The 24,771-nt window shown below is 64.1% G+C and carries 26 protein-coding genes and 1 tRNA gene; 10 read left to right on the top strand and 17 right to left on the bottom strand.

Annotation, left to right across the window (positions count from 1 at the left end):
* Positions 1-53: 53 nt before the first annotated feature.
* The 4 genes from HAQ05_RS12950 (at position 54) to HAQ05_RS12935 (ending at position 4,174) form a co-directional block, all read left to right on the top strand.
* Positions 54-1,067 (top strand): AraC family transcriptional regulator, encoded by a 1,014-nt coding sequence (locus HAQ05_RS12950; protein WP_190421180.1) that lies wholly within the window; start codon positions 54-56, stop codon positions 1,065-1,067.
* 184 nt (positions 1,068-1,251) lie between these two features.
* A complete protein-coding gene (locus tag HAQ05_RS12945) occupies positions 1,252-2,013 on the top strand; it encodes an SDR family NAD(P)-dependent oxidoreductase (RefSeq protein ID WP_190421179.1) in 762 nt (253 codons plus the stop codon).
* 10 nt (positions 2,014-2,023) lie between these two features.
* Positions 2,024-3,223 (top strand): acetyl-CoA C-acyltransferase, encoded by a 1,200-nt coding sequence (locus HAQ05_RS12940; RefSeq protein WP_190421177.1) that lies wholly within the window; start codon positions 2,024-2,026, stop codon positions 3,221-3,223.
* 174 nt (positions 3,224-3,397) lie between these two features.
* Positions 3,398-4,174, top strand: a complete 777-nt coding sequence (locus tag HAQ05_RS12935; protein ID WP_190421175.1) for an enoyl-CoA hydratase — start codon at positions 3,398-3,400, stop codon at positions 4,172-4,174.
* Positions 4,175-4,177: 3 nt separating this feature from the next.
* Here the strand turns inward: HAQ05_RS12935 and HAQ05_RS12930 are convergent, their stop codons facing one another.
* The 5 genes from HAQ05_RS12930 to HAQ05_RS12910 are packed head-to-tail and all read right to left on the bottom strand — an operon-like array spanning position 4,178 to position 9,835.
* Complete coding sequence (locus HAQ05_RS12930) at positions 4,178-5,347, bottom strand: MFS transporter (protein WP_190421173.1); 1,170 nt, start codon at positions 5,345-5,347, stop codon at positions 4,178-4,180.
* A gap of 5 nt (positions 5,348-5,352) precedes the next feature.
* Positions 5,353-6,588 carry an ATP-grasp domain-containing protein gene (locus HAQ05_RS12925; RefSeq protein ID WP_190421171.1) on the bottom strand — a complete coding sequence of 412 codons (1,236 nt, stop codon included), beginning with the start codon at positions 6,586-6,588 and terminating at the stop codon, positions 5,353-5,355.
* Positions 6,585-7,688 carry an aminotransferase class I/II-fold pyridoxal phosphate-dependent enzyme gene (locus HAQ05_RS12920; protein ID WP_190421169.1) on the bottom strand — a complete coding sequence of 368 codons (1,104 nt, stop codon included), beginning with the start codon at positions 7,686-7,688 and terminating at the stop codon, positions 6,585-6,587. Before HAQ05_RS12920 ends, HAQ05_RS12925 begins: the two co-directional genes overlap by 4 nt.
* Entirely contained in the window at positions 7,685-8,656 is a 972-nt protein-coding gene (locus tag HAQ05_RS12915; protein ID WP_190421167.1) for an NAD(P)-dependent oxidoreductase, read from the bottom strand. The genes HAQ05_RS12920 and HAQ05_RS12915 overlap by 4 nt, the downstream gene beginning before the upstream one ends.
* A gap of 24 nt (positions 8,657-8,680) precedes the next feature.
* A complete protein-coding gene (locus tag HAQ05_RS12910) occupies positions 8,681-9,835 on the bottom strand; it encodes a KamA family radical SAM protein (RefSeq protein ID WP_190421165.1) in 1,155 nt (384 codons plus the stop codon).
* Positions 9,836-10,060: 225 nt separating this feature from the next.
* On the opposite strand from HAQ05_RS12910, the gene HAQ05_RS12905 reads away from it, so the two are divergent.
* Positions 10,061-11,461 (top strand): aminotransferase-like domain-containing protein, encoded by a 1,401-nt coding sequence (locus tag HAQ05_RS12905; protein ID WP_190421163.1) that lies wholly within the window; start codon positions 10,061-10,063, stop codon positions 11,459-11,461.
* Here the strand turns inward: HAQ05_RS12905 and HAQ05_RS12900 are convergent.
* From HAQ05_RS12900 to HAQ05_RS12890, 3 genes are read right to left on the bottom strand one after another with little or no spacing between them, the layout of a single operon-like run.
* On the bottom strand, positions 11,458-12,120 hold the full coding sequence (locus tag HAQ05_RS12900; RefSeq protein ID WP_190421161.1) for a response regulator transcription factor: 663 nt from the start codon (positions 12,118-12,120) through the stop codon (positions 11,458-11,460). The two genes, HAQ05_RS12905 and HAQ05_RS12900, sit on opposite strands and share 4 nt — an antisense overlap.
* Positions 12,117-13,514 carry a sensor histidine kinase gene (locus HAQ05_RS12895; RefSeq protein ID WP_190421158.1) on the bottom strand — a complete coding sequence of 466 codons (1,398 nt, stop codon included), beginning with the start codon at positions 13,512-13,514 and terminating at the stop codon, positions 12,117-12,119. Before HAQ05_RS12895 ends, HAQ05_RS12900 begins: the two co-directional genes overlap by 4 nt.
* Positions 13,492-14,175 carry a response regulator transcription factor gene (locus HAQ05_RS12890; protein WP_190421156.1) on the bottom strand — a complete coding sequence of 228 codons (684 nt, stop codon included), beginning with the start codon at positions 14,173-14,175 and terminating at the stop codon, positions 13,492-13,494. Before HAQ05_RS12890 ends, HAQ05_RS12895 begins: the two co-directional genes overlap by 23 nt.
* A gap of 233 nt (positions 14,176-14,408) precedes the next feature.
* Here HAQ05_RS12890 and HAQ05_RS12885 point away from each other — a divergent pair, with 233 nt between their 5' ends.
* On the top strand, positions 14,409-14,900 hold the full coding sequence (locus HAQ05_RS12885; RefSeq protein WP_190421154.1) for a hypothetical protein: 492 nt from the start codon (positions 14,409-14,411) through the stop codon (positions 14,898-14,900).
* Positions 14,901-14,944: 44 nt separating this feature from the next.
* Here HAQ05_RS12885 and pbpG read toward each other — a convergent pair whose 3' ends face one another.
* The 3 genes from pbpG to HAQ05_RS12870 form a co-directional block, all read right to left on the bottom strand.
* Complete coding sequence (pbpG, locus tag HAQ05_RS12880; RefSeq protein WP_190421152.1) at positions 14,945-15,847, bottom strand: D-alanyl-D-alanine endopeptidase; 903 nt, start codon at positions 15,845-15,847, stop codon at positions 14,945-14,947.
* Between the two features lie 217 nt (positions 15,848-16,064).
* Positions 16,065-16,244 carry a hypothetical protein gene (locus HAQ05_RS12875; RefSeq protein ID WP_190421150.1) on the bottom strand — a complete coding sequence of 60 codons (180 nt, stop codon included), beginning with the start codon at positions 16,242-16,244 and terminating at the stop codon, positions 16,065-16,067.
* Positions 16,245-16,473: 229 nt separating this feature from the next.
* Positions 16,474-16,803: a hypothetical protein gene (locus tag HAQ05_RS12870; RefSeq protein WP_190421148.1), complete on the bottom strand. Its 330-nt coding sequence runs from the start codon at positions 16,801-16,803 to the stop codon at positions 16,474-16,476.
* Between the two features lie 172 nt (positions 16,804-16,975).
* On the opposite strand from HAQ05_RS12870, the gene HAQ05_RS12865 reads away from it, so the two are divergent.
* Complete coding sequence (locus tag HAQ05_RS12865) at positions 16,976-17,797, top strand: shikimate 5-dehydrogenase (protein ID WP_190421146.1); 822 nt, start codon at positions 16,976-16,978, stop codon at positions 17,795-17,797.
* Positions 17,798-17,855: 58 nt separating this feature from the next.
* Here HAQ05_RS12865 and HAQ05_RS12860 read toward each other — a convergent pair whose 3' ends face one another.
* Entirely contained in the window at positions 17,856-18,497 is a 642-nt protein-coding gene (locus tag HAQ05_RS12860) for a YceH family protein (RefSeq protein WP_190421134.1), read from the bottom strand.
* A gap of 226 nt (positions 18,498-18,723) precedes the next feature.
* Entirely contained in the window at positions 18,724-19,623 is a 900-nt protein-coding gene (gene nhaR / locus HAQ05_RS12855) for a transcriptional activator NhaR (RefSeq protein ID WP_190421133.1), read from the bottom strand.
* Positions 19,624-19,731: 108 nt separating this feature from the next.
* On the opposite strand from nhaR, the gene HAQ05_RS12850 reads away from it, so the two are divergent.
* Positions 19,732-20,490: a TerC family protein gene (locus tag HAQ05_RS12850; protein WP_190421132.1), complete on the top strand. Its 759-nt coding sequence runs from the start codon at positions 19,732-19,734 to the stop codon at positions 20,488-20,490.
* 6 nt (positions 20,491-20,496) lie between these two features.
* Here HAQ05_RS12850 and HAQ05_RS12845 read toward each other — a convergent pair whose 3' ends face one another.
* Positions 20,497-20,685, bottom strand: a complete 189-nt coding sequence (locus HAQ05_RS12845) for a hypothetical protein (RefSeq protein WP_190421228.1) — start codon at positions 20,683-20,685, stop codon at positions 20,497-20,499.
* Positions 20,686-20,854: 169 nt separating this feature from the next.
* Between HAQ05_RS12845 and HAQ05_RS12840 the strand changes: the two genes are divergently transcribed.
* Entirely contained in the window at positions 20,855-21,553 is a 699-nt protein-coding gene (locus HAQ05_RS12840; protein WP_190421131.1) for a peptidase C39 family protein, read from the top strand.
* Here HAQ05_RS12840 and HAQ05_RS12835 read toward each other — a convergent pair whose 3' ends face one another.
* Positions 21,554-22,837, bottom strand: a complete 1,284-nt coding sequence (locus HAQ05_RS12835; RefSeq protein ID WP_190421130.1) for an NAD(P)/FAD-dependent oxidoreductase — start codon at positions 22,835-22,837, stop codon at positions 21,554-21,556.
* A gap of 174 nt (positions 22,838-23,011) precedes the next feature.
* On the opposite strand from HAQ05_RS12835, the gene HAQ05_RS12830 reads away from it, so the two are divergent.
* A tRNA-Val gene (locus tag HAQ05_RS12830) sits at positions 23,012-23,088 on the top strand.
* A 133-nt stretch (positions 23,089-23,221) separates the two neighbouring features.
* Here the strand turns inward: HAQ05_RS12830 and HAQ05_RS12825 are convergent.
* Positions 23,222-23,554: a hypothetical protein gene (locus HAQ05_RS12825; RefSeq protein WP_190421129.1), complete on the bottom strand. Its 333-nt coding sequence runs from the start codon at positions 23,552-23,554 to the stop codon at positions 23,222-23,224.
* Between the two features lie 82 nt (positions 23,555-23,636).
* Positions 23,637-24,632, bottom strand: a complete 996-nt coding sequence (locus tag HAQ05_RS12820) for an aldo/keto reductase (RefSeq protein WP_190421128.1) — start codon at positions 24,630-24,632, stop codon at positions 23,637-23,639.
* Positions 24,633-24,771: the final 139 nt, after the last annotated feature.

The raw sequence follows: 24,771 nt of genomic DNA, 5'->3' as shown, positions 1-24,771 counted from the left end.
CCGCGGGCGCGTTATGATGGCGGCAACCCATAGCGAGGATGGCAGTACAGGTCATGGTCGACAAGGACACCATTTCCCTGCACTTGGTGCACGAAGCGCTGCGCCAAGCCGTGCCGGCCGCGCATTGGCCGCGTTGGCTGCAACACGCCGGGATCGCCGCGGACGCCGCCCGTGTACCGGCGGCGAAGTACGCACAATTGTGGCAGGCGCTGGCCGCGCGCTTCGATGACGAATTCTTCGGCATGGACCCGCGCCGGCTGCGCCAGGGCAGCTTGGCCTTCTTCTGCCAGGGTGCCCTTACGCAGCCCACGGTGGAGGCCGCGATGGCGCACAGCTGCCGCTTTATGTCGCTGATGCTCGAGCGCCTGGCCCCGCGTTTGGAGCGCCATGGCAGCGTGGCGGCGCTGCTGATCGACGAAGTGGGCGCGCCGGCGCGGCCGTTTGCCTGCTTTACCCTATGGCTGTTGCTGCATGGCGCTTTGTGCTGGTTCGCCGGCCAGCGGGTGCCGGTGCTGGCGGTGCAACTGCGCGGCCCGGCGCCGGCCTACCTGGACGACTATCGCACCCTGTTTGGCGACAACCTGGCCTTCGACCAGCCGCGCAGCCGCCTATTGTTTGCCGCGCAGTGCCTGGCGCTGCCCATGCGCCGCAGCGAGCAGGAGCTGGCGGTGTTTCTTGACCAAGCCCCTGGCAACCTTTTAGTGAAATACCGCGACCCCGGCAGCTTGGCGCGGCAGGTACGCGGGCTATTGCGCCAATGCGCACCCGCCGATTGGCCGGGCGCCGAAGCGGTGGCACGGCAATTGGGGCTGTCGGTGGCCACGTTGCGCCGGCGTTTGGCCGAGCAGGGCGAAAGCTTCCAGCGCCTTAAAGACCACGAGCGCCAGGCATTGGCGTTATCGCAATTGGCCGATGCGGGGCTGGCGCTCGAAACGGTGGCCGCCCGCCTGGGCTTCGCCGACAGCCGCTCGTTCTACCGCGCGTTTCGCAAGTGGTTCGGCGCCAGCCCGGGCCACTACCGCCAACTGGCGCAGGCTGCCACTGGCCAAACCGCTCAACGGCTTTGAGCGCTGCGGCCATTGCCCAGGCACCGGTGGGGCGTGACCATCGTGGTTTTAGTGTGGTGGCTCAGCAGTGGGCTGCGCCATGTTGGCGGTGCCGCTTGCCGCCGTCGTAGCGCCTTGCCCGGCAGCCTTCACGGTCAATGCTTGTGCGAACGGCTGGGCGTTCCGCTCGATGCAAGGAGCGAGCATGCACATAGAACAACAACATTTCGTGGTCAGCGGCGCAGCCTCTGGCCTTGGGCTGGCCAGCGTGCAGATGCTGGTGCGTGGCGGCGCCCAGGTGCTGATGCTCGACCGCGACGAGTCGGCACTGGCCGCCGCCGCCGAGGCGCTTGGGCAGCCATTCGTGGTGGCCGATGTGGCGGATGCCAGTGAGGCCCAGGCGGCTATCGCGAGTGCCTTGGCGCGTTTCGGTAGCCTGCAGGGCCTGGTCAATTGTGCTGGCATCGTGCGCGCCGAGAAGATCCTGGGGCGCAATGGGCCGCACGGCTTGGGAAGCTTCGCCCAGGTGGTGGCGGTGAACCTGATCGGCACCTTCAATATGCTGCGCCTGGCCGCCGAGGCTATGGCTGCCGGGCCTGCCGACGCCCAGGGCAACCGGGGCGTGGTCATCAACACGGCGTCCGTGGCCGCCTTTGATGGCCAAGTCGGCCAAGCCGCCTACGCTGCCTCCAAAGGCGCCGTGGCCAGCCTCACCCTGCCGGCGGCGCGGGAGCTGGCCCACCATGGCATCCGCGTGGTGGCCATTGCCCCCGGGGTATTTGAAACGCCCATGTTGGCGGGCATGAGCGACGAGGTGCGCGCCGGCCTGTGCGCCGCCGTGCCGTTCCCCCCGCGTTTGGGCAGGCCCGAGGAATACGCGGCGCTGGTGCGCCATATCATCGAAAACGACATGCTCAATGGCGAAGTGATTCGCCTGGACGGCGCACTGCGCATGAGCGCTGGTTAAAGGAGAACCTATGCACACAACAGAGGCAGACCCGGTGGCCATCGTGGCGGCGGCACGTACCCCGATAGGCGGTTTGCAGGGCGAGCTTGCCAGCCTTAGCGCACCTCAGTTGGGCGCTGCGGTAGTGGGCGCGACCTTGGCAAGGGCCGGCTGGGTGGGGCGTGAAGTAGACCAGGTGCTGATGGGCTGCGTATTGCCCGCCGGCCTCGGCCAGGCCCCGGCGCGCCAAGCGGCCTTGGGTGCGGGCTTAAGCAAGGGCACCCCCTGTACCACGCTGAATAAAATGTGCGGCTCGGGTATGCAGGCCGCCATCCTGGGCCATGACCAACTGCTGGCCGGTAGCGCCCGGGTGGTGTTGGCCGGTGGCATGGAAAGCATGAGCAATGCGCCGTACCTGCTGGCCCGTGCGCGGCAGGGTTACCGTATGGGCCATGGCCAGGTTTTGGACCACATGTTTCTCGACGGCCTTGAAGATGCCTATGACAAGGGGCGGCTGATGGGCACCTTCGCCGAAGACTGCGCCGAGCGCCTGGGCCTTAGCCGCCAGGCCCAGGATGAGTTCGCGATCGCCTCGCTTACCCGTGCCCAGCACGCCATCGCCACGGGGTGCTTCGCCGCGGAGATCGTGGCGCTCGACGTGCTGGCCGGCAACGCGCAACGCCAGGTGCGCGACGACGAACAGCCGCCGAAGGCGCGGCTGGACAAAATCCCCGGCCTCAAACCTGCGTTTCGCCCGGGCGGTACGGTCACCGCCGCCAACAGCAGTTCGATTTCCGACGGTGCGGCCGCGCTGCTGTTGATGCGCCAAAGCCAGGCGCGGGCTCAGGGTGTACCAGTGCTGGCCGTGATACGCGGCCACAGTGTGCATGCCGGCGAGCCTGGCCTGTTTCCCACGGCACCGATCGGCGCCATCGAAAAGCTCATGGCGCGCCTGCCGTGGCGCCTGGCCGAGGTAGACCTGTTCGAGATCAACGAGGCCTTCGCGGTGGTGGCCCTGGCGGCGATCCAATCGCTTGGCCTGCCCGCGCATAAGGTTAACGTGAACGGTGGTGCATGCGCCCTGGGCCACCCCATCGGCGCCTCCGGGGCGCGCATCGTGGTGACGTTGCTACATGCCCTGCGCCAGCGCGGCCTGCGGCGGGGCGTGGCGGCGGTGTGTATCGGTGGTGGTGAAGCCACGGCCATGGCCATCGAGGTTCCCGACAGCTAGTGTGGTATCTCAGAGGTTGGCTGCACAATCTTGACGGTGCCTTTTGCTGCCAGGCGGCGTTGCCGTTCCTCGCCATAGCCCTGCTATGCCTTGTCGCGGCGCCTTGCCAAACAGCAACATTTCACACGTGAATGCTTGGCGAACGTCTGAAACACCACACTAGGAGCTGCACCTATGGCCGAATACTCGTGCATCATTGTCGAAACCCATGGTCGCGTGGGGCTGATCACCCTCAACCGGCCGCAGGCGCTCAACGCCATCAATGCGCAACTGGTTGACGAGGCCAACCAGGCGCTGGATGCGTTCGAGTGCGACCCGAACATTGGCTGCATGGTGATTACCGGCTCTGAAAAGGCTTTCGCGGCCGGGGCCGATATCAAGGAAATGGCCGGGTTGGGTTACCCCGATATTTATGTGGGCGACCTGTTCCATGAAGCGGACCGCCTGGCCGCCCGGCGCAAGCCGTTGATTGCGGCGGTGGCCGGCTTCGCTTTGGGCGGCGGTTGTGAATTGGCGATGATGTGCGACTTTATCCTGGCGGCCGACAACGCCCGCTTCGGCCAGCCAGAAATCAACCTTGGGGTGTTGCCCGGCATGGGCGGTACCCAGCGCTTGACCCGGGCGATTGGCAAGGCAAAGGCCATGGAGATGTGCCTGACCGGCCGCTTGATGAACGCCGAGCAAGCCGAGCGTGCGGGCCTGGTGGCGCGCATCGTGCCTGCGGCGCAGTTGCTGCAAGAGGCCCTGAAGGTGGCCACGCTGATCGCCGAAAAATCCCTGCCGGTGGCCATGATGGTCAAGGAAAGTGTGAACCGCGCTTTCGAAGTCAGCCTCAGCGAAGGAGTGCGTTTCGAGCGCCGGGTGTTCCACGCGGCCTTTGCCAGTGAAGACCAAAAAGAGGGCATGGCCGCTTTCGTTGAAAAACGCCCGGCGGCGTTCAAGCACCGTTGACCGTCAGCCTGGGGTGCCCAACAACGTGTGCCACTGGCCGGTTCTGGTGCGCCACGCCAATAGCAGGCACGCCACCAGCGCGCAGCCGGCACCGAAGGCGAACACCGGCAGTGCTTGGCCCTGGCTTACCAGGTAAAGCCCTATGACCGTGGCCGAGGTTTCAGCCCCCGCCCAAACGAACGTTACCAGCGCCATGGCCGCCGCGGGCCGGCCGGGAAACAACGTCACGGCCATGGTTTGGTATACAGGGCCGAAGATCATTTCGCCCACGGTTAAAAACACGATGGCTGTGGCGGCAAGGCCGAGCTGCGCCTTGGCGCCATACAGCGCCAATACGCCCCAAGCCAAGCAGCCATTGGCCGCCAACAGCAGGCGCTGCCGGGTTGAGCCCCGGCTTAGCCGGGTCAGCGGCACCTGTAGCAACACGATCAGCAGGCTACTGGCGGCGAACAGCAAGCCGACCCCCTGTGCACCCAGCAGGGGTTGGGCATGCAGGGGGAATACGTTATAGAACAGGCTGAAGGCAAAAAATGTGAGCCCGTTCAATGCCAGAAACGGGCCCAGGCCCGGGCGCCCCTTCACACCTTGGAAGACGCGCAGCGGGGCCATCGGCTGGGCGCGGGTTTGCGCCCGTGCCGGTTGCAACCATAGGCACAGCAGCACGGTGGGCAGGCAATAGGCCAAGGGGAACAACAGGTAATGTGGGCTGGCATGGTTAAGCACCAACGCTGAGACGTAGGGCGTAATGCCCGCGCTCAGGTTCAGCGCTACGTTCTCCAGCGAGAAAGCGGCCAAGGTATCGGCCCGGGTTTGCCCCGAGGCAATATAAGTGAGCTGTGCCAGGGTCGCCACCGCGCTGGCCATGCCGAACACGGCCGCGCAGGCCAGCCAAAGGCCCAGCGTATAGATGCCCAGGCTGTACAGCCCATGCATGCAGGCCAGGGCCAAGGCGACCAGCCCTTGTGTGGCCAGCATCACCGGCTTGAAGCCGAGCCCGCCCACCCACCTTACGAACAGCAGCGCGCCGGCGCGGTTGGTGAGCGCCAGGGTGCCGGCGATCAGGCTGATATCCACGCTGGCAAAGCCGGTGCCGGACGCCAGCCATACGGCGAAGAACGAGAACAGGATGCTCCAGGTACCCCAGCTGAAAAAACGGATGATGTAGATCGCCATGTCGGTCAGCTCAGGTTATAGGCTGGCTTGAGCCGGCCTTGGTCGGTGAGCAGGGTGATGCCTTTTATGGTCTGCAATACAGTGTCGGCATCGCCGCTGAGTTGGCCAACCCAGGCATGGTCGGAGGTGCCGATGGCGGGCACGGTGTGGCCTTCCACGGCGAACTGGGTGTGGCAGCACTGCGGGGCGGGCACATCGAGCTGTTCCAGCCGGGCCACCACCGGGCTGCCATACCAGATGCCCAGCGTGGGGGCCGGCGCCCTGGCGGGGGCGGCATCGAGCGGGCAGGGCGCCGCACTGCCGAGCAGCGGCAACAGCAGTACGTGGGCTAACAGGTCGGCGGTGTTCACACCGTGGGCGCAAGCGATTTGTTCGAGCATGGTTGCGCCGCCGATACGCCCGGCATTGGCATCGATCAGCCAGGGGCGGCCGTTGGCCTGGATGAATTCGCAGTGGAAATAGCCAAAGCGCAGCCCCGAGCGCTGCGCCAATGCCCGGATGCAGCCCCACCCTAAGTCGCGCACCGCTTCCGGCACATGCTCGCCCACCGGGTAACGGTTGGCGACCTCGGTCAGGCCAAGCCGCGAGCGGCTGGAAATGCCCAGCCCATGAACCTCGCCATCGGCCACGTAGCCTTCGAAACTGAGCAAGCGGCCCGTCAAGGCTTGTTGCAGCAACCATTCGTTTCCGGCCGCGCCCTGCAGGGCGGCCAAGTGCGTGCGCAGGTGGGTGTGCAGATGCCGGGTGGGCAGGTGGGCGGCCCCCAAGCCTCCGGAGGCCAGCGCCGGCTTGGCCACCACCTGCTTGCCCCACTGCGCCAGCGCAGAGAGATCGAGCGTGTCGATTTCACCGGCTTGGAAGCTCAGCGTCGGCGGGCTGTATTCGGGCACCCAGGCTTGGACTTGGCGCTTTGCGCTCAGTTGCGCTAAGCACGGTGGTGGCGTTTGCCAGCCGAAGCATTGCCCCAGCCGCACCACCTGCGGGAATCGCTCGTCGTACAGCGTGGTAATCGCTGAAACGGCCTCGTACCGCGCTGGGTGCAGGCGAATTTCGTCGTAGACGGCCCGTTCGTCTTCAGGGTCTACGTCATACCATTGCAGGCCGCTCACGTAGGGCGCCATCGCCTTGCACAGCGCTGCGCGCCGGCCAAGCACGATAGGGGTATATCCCTGCCGGTGCAGGGCCTGGTCCAGGTATTTGAGCGCCACGTTGCCGATACCGATGATCACGATCGTTTTCATGTTGCCTCTCTGGCCAAGTGCACAAGCGAGTCGAGAAAAGCCGGTTGGAACACGTCGGGGTGAAGGGTCAGCCGCAGCAGTTGCGAAGCCCCAAGGGGTGCGGGCAAGGCCACGCTCACGCCACGTTGCAACCAGTGCGCGTGCCACTGAACCACGGCCTCGGTGCGCGCCAATGGCACGGCGACGAAGTTGGTGGCGGACGGCAGGCAAGGCAGCCCGTGGTGGGCGGCGAAGTCGGCGAAATGCTGGCGCAGTTGGCATGTTTCCCGGCGCAACGCAGCCAGGTGTTCGTGCTCGCCCAGCATGTGTTCGGCAAAATGCAGGGCCACGCCGCTCACCGCATAGTGGATGCGGGCGCGCAGCGCCGGCGCCAGCAGTTCGGGCGCCGCCACCGCGTAGCCTACGCGCAGGCCGGCAAGGCCATACGCTTTCGAGAAACTGCGAAGCCGAACGGTGTTGGGCCAGGGGCCAAGGTCAGGCGTGTGCTCGGCAAAGCCAATGTAGGCTTCATCGAGTATCAGTAGTGTGCCCTCGGGCAACGCCAGGCTAAAGGCGCGCACCCGTTCGAGCGGATGAAAGCGCCCCGTGGGGTTATCGGGGTTGGCCAGGTACACCACCTTTGGACGAAGGCGCCCGGCTGCGTTGGCCAGTGCCTGAAGGTCGATGGCCAGCGAGCGGCCCTGGCCGGCGTAGGCCAGGGTATTGACCACCAAGCCTTGGGCGCGGGCGAAGTAGTCGAACGTGGGGTAGGTACCCTCCATGCACAGCACGGTATCGCCGGGGCCTGCATAGGTTCGCAGCATCAGGGCGATCAGGCTGTCGGCACCGGCATCGACCAGCAGTTGCTCCGGCGCCAGGCTCTGGTCGCGGGCTAGGGCCTGGCGCAAGGCCAGGGCAGCGGGGTCGGGGTATTGGCGGCACCGCTCGAGAAACGCCTGGCCATAGTGCTCGAGCAAAGCGTTCGGGTAACGCGGTAGCGCTTCGTTGCCGCTTAGCCGGCTGCTGATCTGCCGGCCAAGGGTTCTTTCCAACGTGGGCAGGCCGGGGAACGGGTTGTCGATGGCGTACCGCTGTTGCGGCCCGGCTAGCACTGGCTTCACGCACCCTCCTGCGGCGAAATGAGGCTGCGATGGGTACCGTGGCGCAGCAACTGTTGCAGGCACAGCGCGGCTTTCGTGCGTAATTCGGCCAAGGCGGCCTGGGAATAGAACGCCATGTGCGGCGACCAGATCACGCGGTCGCACAGCAGCGCGGTGGGCGGCGCTTCGGTTTCCGTTTCAAGCACGTCCAAGGCCGCGCCGGCGAGGGTGCCGCCCGCCACCGCGGCGGCCAGCGCTTGGGTATCGACCAGGCCGCCACGGGCAGTGTTGACCAACCATTTGCCCTGCATGCGCTGCAATTCTTCGTGGCCCAGCAGGTGCCGGGTGGCGCTGTTCAACGGCGCGTGCAGCGACACCAATTGGCTGGCGGCCAGCAGTGCGCTGAGGTGCTCGAAGCGTTCGATGCCCAGTGCTTTTTCCCAGCCGCTGGGCCGCAACGGGTCGTAGAACCCTACCCGGCAGCCCAACGCCTTGAAGCGCAGCGCCACGGCCGAGCCGATGCGGCCCAGGCCCACCAGCCCCACGAACAGGTCGCGCAGGCGTGGCACGGTGCCCACGGCCCGCCAGTCCCAATTGCCGGCCCGCACCGCGCGGTCACAGGCACCGAGCTTGCGTATCAATGCCAGGGCCAGGGCCAGCGTATGGTCGGCCACCTCTTCGGTGCCGTAGTCGGGCACGTTGGCCACTTGGATACCCTGCTGCCGGGCACGGGGCAGGTCGATGTTGTCGTAGCCGACCGCGGCGCGAACGATGGCGCGGCAACGGCTGAAACGCTGTAGTGCCTGGGCAGGTAGCGGCACCAGGTGCCATGACAGGATGCCGTCGCAATCGAAGGCGTGTTGTGGCAGTTGCCCAGCATCGTCGACGTGGTACAGGGTCACGTCGGCCTCGGCCCCCATTACCCGGCGTTCGAAGTCTGGCGATTGCACATAACTGTGGCGGCGCGAATCCAGGATGATAACGTTCACGGCAGTGCCCTCAGGGTACGCAGCTTATTCGGGGTACACACAAGGCCGCCCCTGCCAATTGGTGAACACCAATGTTTCGTTACCTTCGGCGTCGTGGGTGAGTTGCGTAGCCGGCTGGTTAAGGCCAAGCGGCACGCTGAATTTTCCGTTGCGGTGGGGTACCACGTACTCGGGCACTGCCAAGTTTGAGAGCCTGCGCTTCATCCGGGAAACGATGGCAACGCCGGTGCTGATCGGCGTGCGGTAGCGCTGGGCGCCGGGAGAGAACGGCATGAACTGGTAGAGGTAGTGCGGCAGTACACCCAGGCCATAAAGGCGCATGCACAGGGCTTTCATGCACTCGTAGTCGTCGTTTATGCCCGCCAACAGCGGGATATTGGCGAACAGCAGCGCGACCTTCGATTGCAGGCGCGCGACCGCGTCGCAGAACTGCTCGGTGATTTCCCGTGGGTGGGCGATGTGCAGGCCCACCGCATGCACGCCACCGCTGGCCAGCAGTTGGACCAGTTCGTCGGTGATACGAAACGGGTTGAAGCTCAATGCCCGGGTATGCAGCCGCAGCAACAGGGAGGCGCGTACTTGGCGCAGCGACCCGAGCAACTCGCCCAGGCGGGTGTCCGATAACATCAGCGGCTCGCCGCCACTGAGGATGACTTCCTCAACCTGCGGGTGCGTGCCGATGTAGTCCAAGGTTTGCCGCCATTCGCTTTTTTTCAACCCGGGCTTGGCCGACACCGTCTCAAGCGTGCGCAGGGCTTCGTAACAGAACTGGCAATACGCATGGCATACGTTGGCGCAACGTAGGATCACGCGGTTGTCGTATTTGTGCTGGCAAATGGGCGTGACCATTTCCTCGGCCAGTTCCCAGTTCTCGGCCTGGCCGTCGTAGGCGAAGGCGGCGTCGCCTTCGCCGGGGCCCACGGGAACGACCTGCAACCAGATAGGGTCGTCGGGCAGCGGGCAGCCTCGTGCGTCGGTGCGGATCAGGCCGGCCAGGTAGGGTGTGAGGCCTAGCTTACGTGTACCGAGGTTCTGCGCCAGGTTGCCGAACTGCGCGCTGGTAGCCAAGCCTGGGAAGCGGGTCGCCAGCGCGTGCGGGGTATCGAGGGTGTTGCGCTGTTGCCATTTCCAGTCCTGCCGGTTGGCAGCGGCCTGTGCAGCGGAGGTTGGAACAGACATCTGGGCATCCTGGGTTCGTGTCGGTCGGGCTGCCGGGCTAAGGGCCAGCCACCTCGGTTGCTGCCGATAGTAAGCGCCACGCCAGCACAGCGCCCTGACAGTCGCGTGCTTCAGGCACTAACTGTTCGGCGTGTTTTACCTAACGGCATACGCCGTTTGCCAAAGGGGCCGGGCGCTTGTTAAAAAGGCCCCCATCAAGTATTTGGCTCGGCCATGGGAGCTGGGATGCACGAGGAAACGGACTTCCTCCAGGGGCACAGTGCGCTGTCGCCCCCGGAGAAACTGCTGGCTTCGCTGCGTGAGGCCATCGAACAGGGGCAACTTAAACCCGGGCAGCGTTTGCCCTCCATTCGGCGCACCGTGGCCGAGCGCGGCGTGAGTTTTCACACGGTGGTCAATGCCTATGAACGGCTGCAAGCGTGCGGCTTGATCGATGCGCAGGCTGGAAGAGGCTATTTCGTGCAGCCCCAGGCCGCCCCCGTGGCGCCGGCGGCGCCGGGCTGGATCCGCACCAGCGACCCCCATCAGCTCAAGGCGTTCTGGCGGCTGTTTCACGGTAACGATCACTGCATGAAGCTCGGCTGCGGCTGGTTACCGCCCAGTTGGCGGGATACCGCGAGCCTGGCGCGGGTGGTGCGGCGCACGGCCAATTGTGCGCACAGTTCGCTGGTGGAGTATGGTGACCCGGCTGGGCACTTGCCGCTGCGCCAGGCGTTGGCCGCGCGCCTGGCGCAACAATTGAAGGCGCCACTGGCGGCCGAGCAATTGCTGACCACCTTGGGTGCCACCCAGGCGCTGGACCTGCTGATACGCCACTGCGTGGCCCCCGGTGACCGGGTGCTGGTCGACGACCCCTGCAACAGCAACCTGGTACAACTGCTGCGCCTGCGCGGGGCGCAGGTGATTGGCATCGCCCGCCGGGCCGATGGCCCAGACCTGGAGCAACTGGGTAGCGTGCTCAGGGCCCGCCCGGCGCGGGCGATGTTCGTTAATTCGCGCTTGCACAACCCCACCGGCACCTCGGTGAGCCCGCAAAATGCGTTCGGCCTTTTGCAGTTGGCTCACCAGCACGACCTGCTGATCGTCGAAGACGACGTGTACGGCGATTTCAGCGTAGACCTTTCAAGCCCCTTGCTCAGCCTCGATGGGCTGCGCCGTGTGGTCTACGTCGGCAGTTTCTCCAAGTCGCTGTCGGCGAACCTGCGGGTCGGTTATATCGCCGCGCCGGCCGGGCTGATCGCTGAATTGGCAGACCTCAAGCTGATGACCTGCGTGTCGGTGCCGGGGCTGTGCGAGCGGGTGTTGGGGGCGATTCTCGCCGACGGCACCTACGACCGCCATTTGGGGCGGCTGCGGCGGCGCTTGCAAACGGCGCAGGCACACGCCCAGGCGGCATTTGTGCAATGGGGCTGGGAGCTGTTTTTCCCGGCCCACGAGGGGTTGTTCCTGTGGGTTCGGCACCCGCGTTGGCTGCCGGGCGATAGCCAGGTTAATGCAGCATTCGCCCAGAACATTCTGCTCGCACCGGGTGTGTTGTTCAGTTGCCAAGACCAGCCCAGCCCCTGGATGCGCATCAACGTTGCGCATTTGGAGGTGGCGAAGGCCGCACAAGTGTTTGCATTTTAGTCGGTTCGCACGCGCAGCCCTTCGCTTAGGCAATACCCATACCCGCGCAGGGTTTGCAGGGCGAACGGGGCGCCGAGGTCCGAGAGCTTGCGCCGCAGGTTGCAGATGTGCCGTTCGATCAGCGGCCCACGGTGCGCGCCGCCGTCACCCCACAAGTGCTTTTCGATGGCCTGGCGGCTGATCGCGCCCGGTTGTACCGCCAGCAATGCCAGCAGGCGCTGTTCGGTCACGGTTACACTCTGCTGGCGCGGGCCGCGGCCCAGTAGCAGGCGATTGTTCGACAGCCATAGGCCATTGCCTGGCTCGGCCGCTGGGGGGGCAGGGAAGTGGCGCAGCAGTGCTTGCATGCGTGCATGCAGTTCTTCATGGCTGAACGGCCGTGACAGGCACACGTCGGCACCCTGCTTGAGCGCCTGGATCCGCGCGGCGTGGTCGCCCTCGCTAAGCAATACCAGCACAGCGGCCTGGCCACGCTGCCGCACGCACTGGCGCAGCAGCCGTGGCGCGGGTGCGGCCAGGTCGAGCAGAATGAAATCATATTGGCCGCCGAGCAAGGGCGCGCGTGGGTCCGGCGGCGCGGCGTGCAGTGCCATGCCGTAGTGCTCCAGGGCTTGGGCCAGCGCCGGGTCAACGGCTTGTGCAAGGTACAGAACGTTCATGACACCACCAGGTTCGTGCCGGGGCGGCAGTGCAGGCCCAGGCTGGCGCCGCCCAGGCTGCTGTTGCCGACCTCCAGGGTGAAGCCGTGCAGGTTAACGATAGCGGCAACGATCGACAGTCCCAGGCCGAAGCCGCCCTGGCCGCCGCTTTCGTCGCTGCGGTAAAAGCGCTGGAAGATCGCCTTGCGTTCTTGCTCGGCAATGCCGGGGCCGGAGTCTTCCACCTCGATCACCGGCGCGCCTTGTTCGATGCGTGCGCGCAGCAGCACCTGGCCACCGGCCGGGGTGAACTTGATCGAGTTGCTCAGCAGGTTGCCTATCGCTTCGAACATCAAGGCCCGGTCGCAGTGGATGCTGGGCAATGCCTCGGGCACCTCCAAGCGCAGTTGCACCTCGCCTTCCTCGGCCAGCGGCAGGTAGAAGTCATGCAGCTCATGCAGCAATGGCAGGGGGTCGAGCAGCACGAAGCCGGAGCGGCGTTGCTGGTCTTCGAGCTCGGAGATTCGCAGCAGGCCGCGAAAGCGTGCCATCAGGGTGTCGGTTTCGGCGATTACCTGGTCCAGTTGCAAGGCATGGGCAGAATCGGCAGCGGCTTGCTGTTTGATCCGGTACAGTTGCGCGCGCAGACGGGTCAGCGGGGTACGCAGGTCGTGGGCAATGTTGTCGCACACGCCCTTGACCTCCATCATCAGGCGCTCTATGCGATCGAGCATGGCATTGACGATCACCGCCAGCATGTCCAGTTCATCGCGCCGGTTCGACAGCGGTAAGCGCTTGGCCAGGTCGCCGGCCATGATCGCTTCGGCGCTGGCCTGGATTTGCCGAATCCGCTGCAGCGGCCGTCGCCGCAGCAAGTGCCAGCCCGCTGCGCCGGGCAGGATCGTCAACGACACCCCCCACAACAAGGCGCGCAGGATGATATGGGTGACCTGAAACAGCGAGCCGTTGTCACGCACCAGCACCAACCAGCGCCCGTCGCGGGTGGGCATGGCCACCGCCGCGCAGCTGTCTTGGGGCAGCTTTGGGTCGTTGGTGTCGATGCAGTCGTCCATCTCGTAGATATTGCCGTCCAGCGCCAAGCCCCGCGGAATGCGCTTGAGCTCGCCGCCCAGCGGGTAGAGCTGGTCGTCGAACAGCCCCCAGGCATCGAAGGCGCGATCATCGAAGGCCTCGCTGGCTGCCAGGGCGTCTTCCAGGTCGCGGCCAGCAAAGCGCGAGAACAAATGCTGGCGCTGCATCAGTGACTGCCGGGCGAGGCTGTTGAGGTAGTCGGAGACTTCGAAATACAACACCCCGAGCAGGATGCTGCTCCAGGCCACAAAGAGGAAACTGTACAGCGCCAGCAAGCGGCTGCTGGAGGATCGCCAACCCTTAGAGGGGTTCGGCAATGACATAGCCCGAGCCCCGCACGGTCTTGATCAGCGGGGGCAGGCCCGCCGGGTCGATTTTTTTGCGCAGCCGGCCAATGTGCACGTCGATCAGGTTGGTCCCCGGATCGAAGTGATAGCCCCAGACCTCCTCGAAAATCATCATACGGGTGAGGATTTGCCCGGCATTACGCATCAGAAATTCCAACAGCTTGAACTCGGTAGGCAGCAGGTTCAGTTGCTGCTCGCCACGGCGCGCTTCACGGGTGATCAGGTGCAACTCAAGGTCCGCTACCCGCAGCGTGTTGTCTGCCGTGCTGACCGCTTGTTTGCGGCGCAGCAGCACCTCCACCCGCGCAGCCATCTCGTCGGAGGCAAAGGGTTTGGTCAGGTAATCGTCACCGCCGGCGCGCAGGCCGCGCACACGCTCGTCTACGTCCGACAGCGCGCTGATCATCAGCACCGGGGTGGACACGCCGATGGTGCGCAGGGTGGTTACGATGGCCAAGCCATCGAGCTCCGGTAGCATGCGGTCGAGGGTGATCACGTCATAATCGCCACTGACCGCTTTGACCAGGCCCTCGCGGCCGTTGTCGACCCAATCTACCTCCAGGCCGTGGTTCGTCAGTTCGGCGACGATTTCTTTCGCCGTCACGGCATCGTCTTCGATGGTCAGTACACGTGTCATGGTAAGGGCTACCCGGGGTTCGGCTTCAGACCGTGGCATTGTGCCAAGCTTTAGGCAAGGGCTCTCTGAAGATTATTTCATGTGGCGCTTGGGCACGGCGAAAATGCCCTGTGCTCGATAAAAGCCGCGCTTTGTACGCTTATGTAGCAAACAGGGTACCAAATTGTCCTCAAGCCGGTACCGATAGCGCCGATGGCATGCCTGGGATAATGCCAATTGAAGGAAACCGAGCCATGACCAGCATCAGTAGCACCATTGCCAGTAACCTGCGGGTAAGCACCACCACCGCGGCCACCACCCAGGCCAGCGATGCCAGTACCGACGATACTCAAACGACCACCGATGCCACCTCCAGCACCGACGGCACCACGGCCACTTCCGCCAGCGGCAGTACCCGCCTGGCGGCTGGCGCCGGTGGCGGTGTTGGCGGCGCGTCGAGCAGCGACGATAGCGATGACAGTGATGACAGCGAGTCCGATACCGTCAAGGAACTGAAAAAGGAGATCGCCCAAATCCAGAAAGAACTGCAACAAGCGCAACAGGCGCTGGCCCAAGCGCAGCGGGGCAACAGCAGTGACGCGGCAAAAATGGCGCAGACGGCTTCGGCCCAGGCCCAGGTTTCGACCCTTTCCGGCCAACTCCAAACGCTGACCGGCCAACTCACCCAGGCGCTGACCGACAGCGGTAGCAGCACCTCGGGCTCGATGGTCAGCACCACCGCTTGAGCGACAGCTGGCGCCTTGCCTACGGGTGAGCGCGCCAGGCGTTGTTAGTCTGCCAGTTGCCGGTTTTTTTCGGCCCGATACTGCATGGCGACGGCGGCCGGTTTGTTGCTGCGCCCGGTTTCCACCCAGTTGCGCAGGCGCGTGGCATCGGCGAAGTGGGTGAACTTGCCATAGGCGTCGAGGATCACCATCGCCACAGGGCGGTCGGCCATGCGCGTGACCAGTACCAGGCAATGCCCGGCCTGGTTTGTGAAGCCGGTTTTGGTCAGTTGGATATCCCACTTCTCATTGTTGAGCAGGTGGTCGGTGTTGCGAAAACCCAGCGTATAGCTGGGGTGGCGAAATGCTACGGTTTTTTCGCGGGTGGTCGACAGCTCGCGCAGCATGGGGTACTGGCGGGCGGCGACCAACAGCTTGGAGAGGTCGCGCGCGGTCGAGACATTGTGTTCCGACAGGCCAGTGGGCTCCACGTAACGGGTGTGGGCCATGCCTAACGCCTTGGCTTTGGCGTTCATCGCGGTGATGAAGGCGTTGTAGCCGCCGGGGTAGTGGTGGGCCAGGCTCGCCGCAGCGCGGTTTTCAGACGACATCAGGGCAATCAGCAACATGTCGCGCCGGTCTAGGGTGCTGCCGACCTTTACCCTGGAAAACACGCCTTTCATTTCTTTAGTTTGGCTAATGTCGACGTCGATGTCTTCGCTCATCGATTGCTGGGCATCGAGCACTACGATGGCGGTCATCAACTTGGTCACCGAAGCGATCGGAACGACCAGGTCCGGTTTATTTTCGTAAATGACCTTGCCGGTTTGCAGATCGATCAGCATCGCGCTGCCGGAGGCCAGATGAAGTTGCGAAGGGTCGCGTGCGAGAGTGGAGTCGGTTGCACTGGCCAGCGGGGCGGCGGCGAGGGCAACGAACAAGGTCAAGAAGGACAAGGTTTTTTTCACGAAATACGCACTCGGTAAAAATGAATAAAAAAGAAAGTTCGCGATGAAAAAAGCTGACACATTCTAGGAGTATGGCTATATGCCTGTCGATTGCCCTGATGGGTGAATGTTTTTTCATGCAGGGCGTTTCGTCGGATATAAAAAACCCGCCGTGGCGGCGGGTTCGGGGCATGCGCAGTAGCGTGCGCAGCGGCGGGCGGGAGCAGAGTAGCGCGAATCAGGCCAGTAATGCCCCCTCAAGATGCTCACATAGGGCGCGGGCATCCTCACGGCATAACAAGGGTTTGCTGACGATTTCGCCGTCGCGCACTACGTACCAGCACGCCAATAGGCCCAGGTCACGAATGCGCGCCGGAACGGCGCTGCCAATGACCGACATGATGCTTAGACCTTTCATGGGAACCTCCCCGGGGCAATGGGCTCAATGTAGGGCCCAACGGTGCCGGGGAGAAATCGATGATCTCGATAGGGATCATCGACCGATCATATTGCGCCAGCGGGGCGCACCAGAAGTTCGCAGAAGAATTGAAGCGTGCCTTTTGTTCATGGGCAAGGTGCTCAGCGGCAAAAGGCACGGTCAAACGGTACAGCCAACTTCCGACTACCCCCAGTCGCCACTGTGGCTGTTACCAACGGCCATAGTGGCCATAGTAATAGCCCGGAGGTGGCGGCGGTACCATATACACGGGCGCCGGCTGGTACACCACGGGCGGGGCTACGTACACGGGCTGCGGGGGCGGCGGTGCGGCGTACATCGGTTGCTGCACGTACACAGGTTGCTGCACATACACCGGCGCCGGCCGTGCCACCATGGCACCCAGCAAGGTGCCGCCGATCAGGGCGCCGACTACCGCACCCGGACCAGCGCCAGGGCCGCCGTGGGCGGAAGCGGGGCCTGCCAGGCCGGCAGCGAGCGCCCCGGCCAGCAGGGCGACCTTGGAAAAATGACGGATCATGATGTTTCCTCGTATTACGACACGGCACGATGAGCCCGCTGCGGGATCATGGACTGCCATGCACAATATGACAGCAAAAAGGTAAAAAGCTGCGACAGCGAACCGTAAATTTTGTGTAAGGGCTACGTATCGTTTCACTTACAAAATCAACAGCCTGCTTTAGGATGCTTAGATGCTTAAAGTACCCGACAAAGACACCCAGTTATGCATATCCCTGGCCGGGCGGCCCGGTAACTTCGGTACGCGTTTCCATAACTTTCTCTATGGCCGGCTGAACCTGAACTACCTGTACAAAGCGTTCACCACCCACGACCTGCCGGCCGCTATCTGCGGTATCCGCGCCTTGGGCATTCGCGGTTGTGCGGTATCGATGCCGTTCAAAGAGGCCAGTATCGCCCTGGTAGACGAACTCGACCCCTCCGCGGCGGCGATCGCCTCGATCAATACTATCGTCAATGATGGCGGTTACTTGAGGGCCTACAACACCGATTACCTGGCCATCAGGCAATTGCTACAGCGCCCTGGGCTAGACCCTGCCATGCCCTTTGCCCTGCAAGGCAGCGGCGGCATGGCCAAGGCCGTGGCCTGTGCCCTGCGCGACGCGGCGTTTCGCCGTGGCACCCTGGTGGCCCGCAATGGGCAGGCCGGCCCGGCCTTGGCGCAGCGCTGTGGTTACCACTGGCAGCCGACGCTGGGCGCGCTGCGCCCGGCGCTGTTGGTCAACGTAACCCCCCTGGGCATGGCCGGCGGGCCCGACGCCGACGCCCTGGCCTTCGAAGCCGCCGCCGTCGAGGCTGCCGACTGGGTGTTCGACGTGGTCGCGCTGCCGGCGCGTACGCCAGTGGTCCAACTGGCCGAGCGCCTTGGCAAGCCGGCCATCACCGGCCTGGATGTGGCAACCCTGCAGGCCCTGGAGCAGTTCGTGCTGTACACCGGCGTGCGCCCGGCGCAGGCGCTAGTGGAGGAGGCGGTGGCGTTTGCCCGCGCGGTTTGAATTCAGATAGCAGCAGGTTGCAAGCGCCGTTATGCGGCACAGCGTGTACCGGCAGCGATTACTGATCATCGCCCAAGCGCGCTTCCAACTCCGCCACCCGCGCCTCGAGGGCTTCCAGGCGCTCCAGTATGCCGCCGGCGGCGCGCTCTGGTGCATGGGCCGCACGCGCGGCCATGATTGCCTCGGCCTCGGCCAAGTCGCCCAGGCCGTGGGTGTAGCGGTCTTCGCGCTGGCCGGGTTGGCGGCCGATCAGCACTGCCAAGCTACGGGCGGCCAAGCGCTCCAGTTGGTGAACCACCTGTTCGGCATCGTCGAAGTCATGTAAACGTTGGCTGCGGGTTAGCAGCTCGTTGGGGGTTTGCGGGCCGCGCAGGAACATCAGGCTCAGCAGCGTGAGCTGTGCCGGGGTCAGTTCCAGCGCCTTGTCGAGCCGGTGCTCCCAGCGGTCGGCGCGGCTGCCCATCACCAGCCGAACCATGCCGCGTTGTTCCAGGGCGCGCAAGCTCTGGCCGACTGCGCCCGGGTTCAGTTGGGTAATGGGCTCCCGGCTGGTTTTTTGGTTGCACGCCAATACCAAGGCGTTGAGCGTGAGTGGGTAGGTTTCGGCGCTGGTGGCCTGTTTTTCCACGAGCGCACCAAGCACTCGCACATCGGTGGGGGTCAAGCGCGGCTCGGTAATAGGGGTGGGGGTGTCATTCATGGGCACATACCTGCAGGCGCAAAAGCACTAGTATGGTGTTTCCGAAGTTGGCTGCACAATGTTGGCGGTGCCTTTTGCCGCACGGTCGCGTTACACCTGCTGGCCATCGCCCTGCTATGGCTTGTCACGGCGCCTTGCCCGACAGCAAAACTCACACGTGAATGCTTGTGTGTATTTCTGAAACACGCACTCACTTAGGCTGCGCGCCCATGCCGGGAAAGCGTATTCAAGGTTGGTGGAACAGTTCCCGGCGGGCGCCTTCGTTCAGGGCGACGATGGCCGGGTGGCGGATGCGCCGTTCCACCGAGATCGCGTAGAACGATTCATTCACGCTGTCGGTATGGCCCAGGCAGATCACCCCATATTGGCGGCATACCTGCCCGGCGATGGCCGCGGGGGCCACGAATATACCCGCGCCGGACTCACCGAAGGCCTGCATCAGCGCGCTGTCATCGAATTCGCCGACTACCCTGGGTTGGATGTGTTGCTCGTCGAACCAGCGCAGCAAGCGCTTGCGCACCACGCTGTCGGGGCCAGGAATCAATAGTGGCTGGCCCTGCAAATGTTGCGGAAAACTACCCCGCAGGGCGTTGGCCAGGGCAGGGGTGGCGAAAAAGGCCACGCCGCATTCCCCCAACTTGTGGCTATAGCCCTTGATATCCAGGTGGGCGGGCATGGGGCTGTCGGAAATCACCAGGTCCAGGCGCTGGATGGCCAGGTCGGCCAGCAACCGCTCGAGTTTGTCTTCGCGGCAGGTGATGCGCAGCGGCTCGGGCAACTCCATGGTCGGCGCCAACAAGCGGTAAACGATGGATTTGGGCACCACATCGGCCACGCCTACGCGAAACAGCAGCGGCTGCTCGGCCGGTTGGTGGCGTAGCAACGCTTCAAGTTCGGCGCCGGCCTGGAAGATACGCTCGGCATAGGGTAACGCCTGGCGGCCAGCGTCGGTCAGCTCCAACTGGCGCCCGGCTTTTTGGAACAACGGCACGCCCAAGTGCTGTTCCAGCACGCTAAGCTGGCCGCTGACCGTTTGCGGGGTAAGGTTCAACTGGTCGCAGGCGCGGGCGATCGAGCCGGTGCGCGCGACCCTCCAAAAATAATACAGTTGGCGATAATTGAGCATACGAATACTTCGTTAAAACCGAAGCTTCCTCGCTAAAAATACGAATTTTCAGGAAGTATACGGCTGGCTAGAATCCCACGCCAATCACCCCTACGTCGAGTTTGCCTCATGGATTATTTATTGGAACTCGCCGCGAGCCCCGCGGCTTGGTTAGCCCTGGCCACGCTGGTGGCCATGGAAATCGTACTGGGCATCGATAACCTCATTTTCATCTCTATCCTGACCAACAAGCTGCCTGTGCAATACCGCACCAAGGCCCGGCGTGTCGGCATCAGCATGGCACTGGTGCTGCGCCTGGGGTTGCTCAGCACCGTGGCGTTCATCGTCACGCTCACCGAGCCGGTGTTCCAGGTCGCCGGGCAGGCGTTCTCGTGGAAAGACATGATCCTGATTGCCGGGGGCTTGTTCCTGGTGTGGAAGGCCACCACCGAGATCCACCACAGTGTGGACCCCACGGCCAAGCAGGAAGACAACGCCAGCAATACGGTCGCCCTCGGCTTTGCCGCCGCCATCGGGCAAATCCTGGTGCTGGACCTTGTGTTCTCGATCGACAGTATCGTTACCGCCGTCGGCATGACGGCTCACTTACCGATCATGGTGATCGCCGTAATCGCAGCGGTGCTGGTGATGCTGCTGGCGTCCGAGCCGCTGGCCAAGTTCATCAACGACAACCCCACCGTGGTGATGCTGGCCCTGGGTTTTTTGATCATGATCGGCATGACGCTGATCGCCGAGGGCTTCGGCGCCCATGTGCCTAAGGGCTATATCTATACGGCTATGGCGTTCTCGGCGGCTATCGAGTGCTTGAACATCTGGGCCCGGCGGGCGCGCCAGCGGCGTTCAGGCGGCGGCGAACCATTGGCCTGAGGCGGCTCATTGAGCCCCGGCGGTTCGCCGTGGCGCCTTGCTCGGGGCAGCGGCGTTCTCGGCGGGCGTGGCGGCTGGCCGGTGAGGTGCCCGGCGGTGGTGGCGGGAAATGCGCAGTACCCCCCAGAGCATGGCTGCTGCCGCGAGCAACCAGGCGCCGAGCATCAGGGTGATCGCCATGGTCAGGCTCATCATCAGGCCTCCTGTATGCGACAAACGCTGCCATTACACCTATAGAGCAGCTTAATGGCCCGTATGTTTCATGCATGTGACTGGCGGTAGGCTGTACCTATGCCGCCAGGGTGCCTATTATCTCGGCCAATGAGCCGGGCACCCCCGCCCGGCAGCGGATACGAGAGTTGTGATGGCGCCCCAGTATTCTCCCTTTGCGTACCGGCTGAGGTTGGCCGCCGGGCTTGCCTTGGCGCTGGCCATGGCCGGTTGCAGTTCCAAGCCGGCGCCGCTGGTGCCACCCACCCCAATCGCCGGCCTGCCGGACAAAGTCGAGCTGGGCGGCGTACCGTTCTATCGTGGCCGAGATGACCAAAGCGCCCCCGAAGTGCTGGCCGCTGCGCTGCGCCAGCAGGGCGTAACCGTGACCCCAGGGTTGGTGGAACCGGCCCTCAAGCTCGACCAGCAGCATGGGCAACTCAATGAAGCGATCAGCAATGCCGCCCGTGAATACGGCATGGTGGTGTACCCGTTGGAGCCGAAGCTGGAGGCGCTGATGTTCCAGGTCGCGGCGGGGTTTCCGGTACTGGTGCGGTACGACGAAGGCTCCATGTTCTGGAGCCAGCCACGCTATGCACTGTTGGTGGGCTTTGATCGCTACCACAAAGAAGTGATCCTGCGCGCGGGCGAGCAGCGCCGGCTGCGCATGCCCATCAGCGACTTCACCTCGGCCTGGGCCAAGCAGCAGCATTGGGCAGTGCTGGTGCAGTCTCCCCGCCAGTTGCCGGCCCATGTCGATGCCACACGTTGGCGCGAGGCGGCCGGCAAGCTGGCCCAAGCCGGGCAGGAACAAGCCGCCGCCCAAGCCACCCGCACGCTGGAAGCGCGCTGATCAGACCCCGAGCTTGTCGCGCAGGGTGTAATACCACGCGCCCAGGGCGGTCAGCGGGGCACCCAGCGCGCGCCCGCCCGGGAACGGATAATGCGGCAAGCTGGCAAAGGCGTCGAAGCGCTCGGCCTGGCCACGTAAGGCTTCGGCGAGAATCTTCCCAGCCAGGTGGGTGTAGGTCACGCCATGGCCGCTGCAGCCCTGGGAGTAATACACCGTATCGCCCAGGCGGCCCACTTGCGGCAGGCGCGACAGCGTCAGCAAGAAGTTGCCGGTCCAGGCGAACTCGACCTTGACCTTGGCCAACTGCGGGAACACCTTGAGCAGCTTGGGCCGGATGATCGCCTCGATGTTGGCCGGGTCGCGCGCGCCATACACCACGCCACCGCCGAAGATCAGCCGGTTGTCTGCCGAGAGGCGGTAGTAGTCGAGCAGGTAGTTGCAGTCTTCGACGCAGTAGTCTTGCGGCAGCAGGCTGCGCGCCAATGCTTCGTCCAAGGGCTCGGTAGCGATGACCTGGGTGCCGCAGGGCATCGACTTCGCGGCCAGTTCTGGGACCAAATTGCCCAAGTACGCGTTACCGGCAACGATCACGAACTTGGCGCGCACCTTACCCCTGGCCGTATGCACCACCGGGTTGGCGCCGCGCTCGATGCGGGTGGCCGGTGACTGTTCGAAAATCCGCCCGCCTAATGATTCCACCGCGGCCGCCTCGCCCAGGGCCAGGTTAAGCGGGTGGATGTGGCCGCCGCTCAGGTCGAGCAGGCCCCCTACGTAATGGTCGCTGCCGACCACGTCACGGATGCGAACCCGGTCGAGCAGCTCCAACTGCTGATGGCCGTAGCGTTCCCGCAGGCGTTTTTGTGCTTCGAGGTGGCCCATCTGCTTGGCGCCCAGGGCGGCGAACACGCCACCGTCTTTCAAGTCGCAGGCAATGTTGTAGCGCGCAACCCGTTCACGAATGATGCGCCCACCCTCGAAGGCCATTTCGCCGAACAACTGGGCATGGCGGGCGCCCACGCTGCGTTCGATCACGTCGATATCGCGGCTATAGCTGTTTACAATTTGCCCACCGTTGCGCCCGGAGGCGCCGAAGCCTACGCGGGCAGCTTCGACAATGGCCACGGAAAAGCCCTGCTCGAGCAAGAACAAGGCACTGGAAAGGCCGGTGTAACCTGCCCCGACGATGCACACATCGGCTTGGATATCGGCTTGTAGCTCATCGCGTAGCGGGGCAGGGTTGGCGGACGCCGCATAATAAGACGGTGGGTAGGGTATGTGCGCCATCCGGCAACCTCTGTTTAAAATTATTGACGAATGAGCAAATCGTACCTGAATTTGTAAAACACCGCCAGTTCAGCGCCCGCCCGGGCTATCGGCATAAACAGCTGGTGTATCAGGCAGTTAGGTAAAAAAACCGTTGACAGCCCAGCGGCAGTCCGTAAAATGCCGCCTCACAGCAGGCACATAGCTCAGTTGGTTAGAGCACCACCTTGACATGGTGGGGGTCGTTGGTTCGAGTCCAATTGTGCCTACCAAATCGAAGCCCCGATTAGCGGGCACTGGAAAAGGGCGACCCGATAGGGTCGCCCTTTTGCGTTTGGGAAAGGGACGCGTTGGGGGCCAACCGCCTTGCGGCCTACACCTACCGCACAGGCGTATGCCGCGGCGTCAAGGCTTGCTGCTAGGTTCCTGTGGCGGCTTCTGCGGCTGTTCCTGGTTATAGGGCGTTGCCTGGTTTTTTTCCTTTTGCATCGGCCCCAGGTCCAGGGCGCCATCGGCGCTGCTGGGGTCCGTCTGGCCTTTGGCGGGGTTATCCGGCGCCTGCGGGTTACCCGGCAAGGCCGGTTCGCCGCCGGGGTTACCTTGCAGGGCTGGGGGTTCAGGGCTTGCGGGGCTTACCGGTGCGGTGTCGGCGTGGGCCGAGTAGGAGACAGCAGCCGGCAGCAGCATCAGTGCTGCCAGCGCCACAGCGGGGGCCCGGTTGTTCAATAGGCTGAACATGGTGCTCACCTCATTTGCGTGAATGCCTAGGTGTAGGCCCACGTTTTCATCCGCCAGTTGCCCGTGGTGGACGAACGGGCACTCAGCCGTTGAGCAGTTGCATGGCCTCGTCGCTGTAACGGCCGCCAGCCACCGCGCCACTGGGCGGAAATATCGCCTCCAGTTCCGCAAGCTCCGTAGGGCTGAGCGGTACCTCCACCGCGGCGGCGTTACTTTGCAGGTAACGCCGTTGCTTGGTGCCGGGGATCGGGATAACCCCCTCGCCTTGGGCCAGTACCCACGCCAGCGCCAACTGTGCCGCGCTGATGCCTTTGCGCGCGGCCAGGGCTCTTACATGGTCGACCAACGCCAGGTTGCGGGCGAAGTTCCCACCCTGGAAGCGCGGGCTGAAGCGTCGGTAGTCATCGGCAGCGAAATCCTCCGGGCTGCGCAGCTCACCGGTCAAGAAACCGCGCCCCAGCGGGCTGTACGCTACGAAGGCAATGCCCAGGCGCTGGCACGTGCTCAGCACTTCGTTGTGTTCCGGGTCGCGGGACCACAACGAGTATTCCGACTGCACCGCTGCCAGGGGGTGAACCTTGTGCGCCCGCTCGATGGTGGCGGCGCTGGCTTCGCTGATGCCAATGTGGCGTACCTTGCCGGCGGCCACTAGTTCGGCCATGGCGCCCACGGTGTCTTCGATGGGCACCTGCGGGTCGATACGGTGCTGGTAATACACGTCCAGGTAATCCGTACCCAGGCGCTGAAGGCTGGCGTCGATGGCCTGGCGCACATATTCGGGGCGGCCGTTCACGCCGCGGCTGTGCGGGTCGTCGCTGCGCACGATGCCAAACTTGCTGGCCAGCACTACCTGCTCGCGGCGCCCAACCAGGAACCGCCCCAGCAGTTGCTCGTTAGTGTGCGGGCCATACATGTCGGCGGTGTCGAAGAAATTGATGCCCAGCTCCAGCGCTCGCTCAAGCGTTGCCAGCGCCTCGCCCTCGTCGAGCCCGGTGGTGTAGAAGTCAGACATGCCCATGCAGCCCAGCCCGATGGCCGAAACCTGTGGGCCGTACTGGCCGAGTTGGCGGGTCTTCATCGTGGTGTTCTCCTCGCGTGGGTACTGTGTATAAGCATGGGTATCAGCACTACCTGGGCAGTGTCGCGCTTGAGGTTTTCTGGATAAACCCGGCATTCTTGATTTAACTATTCAGGTTTCACGAATAATGGAGCGTGCC

The sequence above is a fragment of the Pseudomonas typographi genome (genome assembly GCF_014694385.1).
In the GTDB taxonomy this organism is placed as follows: domain Bacteria; phylum Pseudomonadota; class Gammaproteobacteria; order Pseudomonadales; family Pseudomonadaceae; genus Aquipseudomonas; species Aquipseudomonas typographi.
The sequence above is the reverse complement of the archived record's forward strand: the minus strand, read 5'-3'. Positions and strand labels throughout refer to the sequence as shown.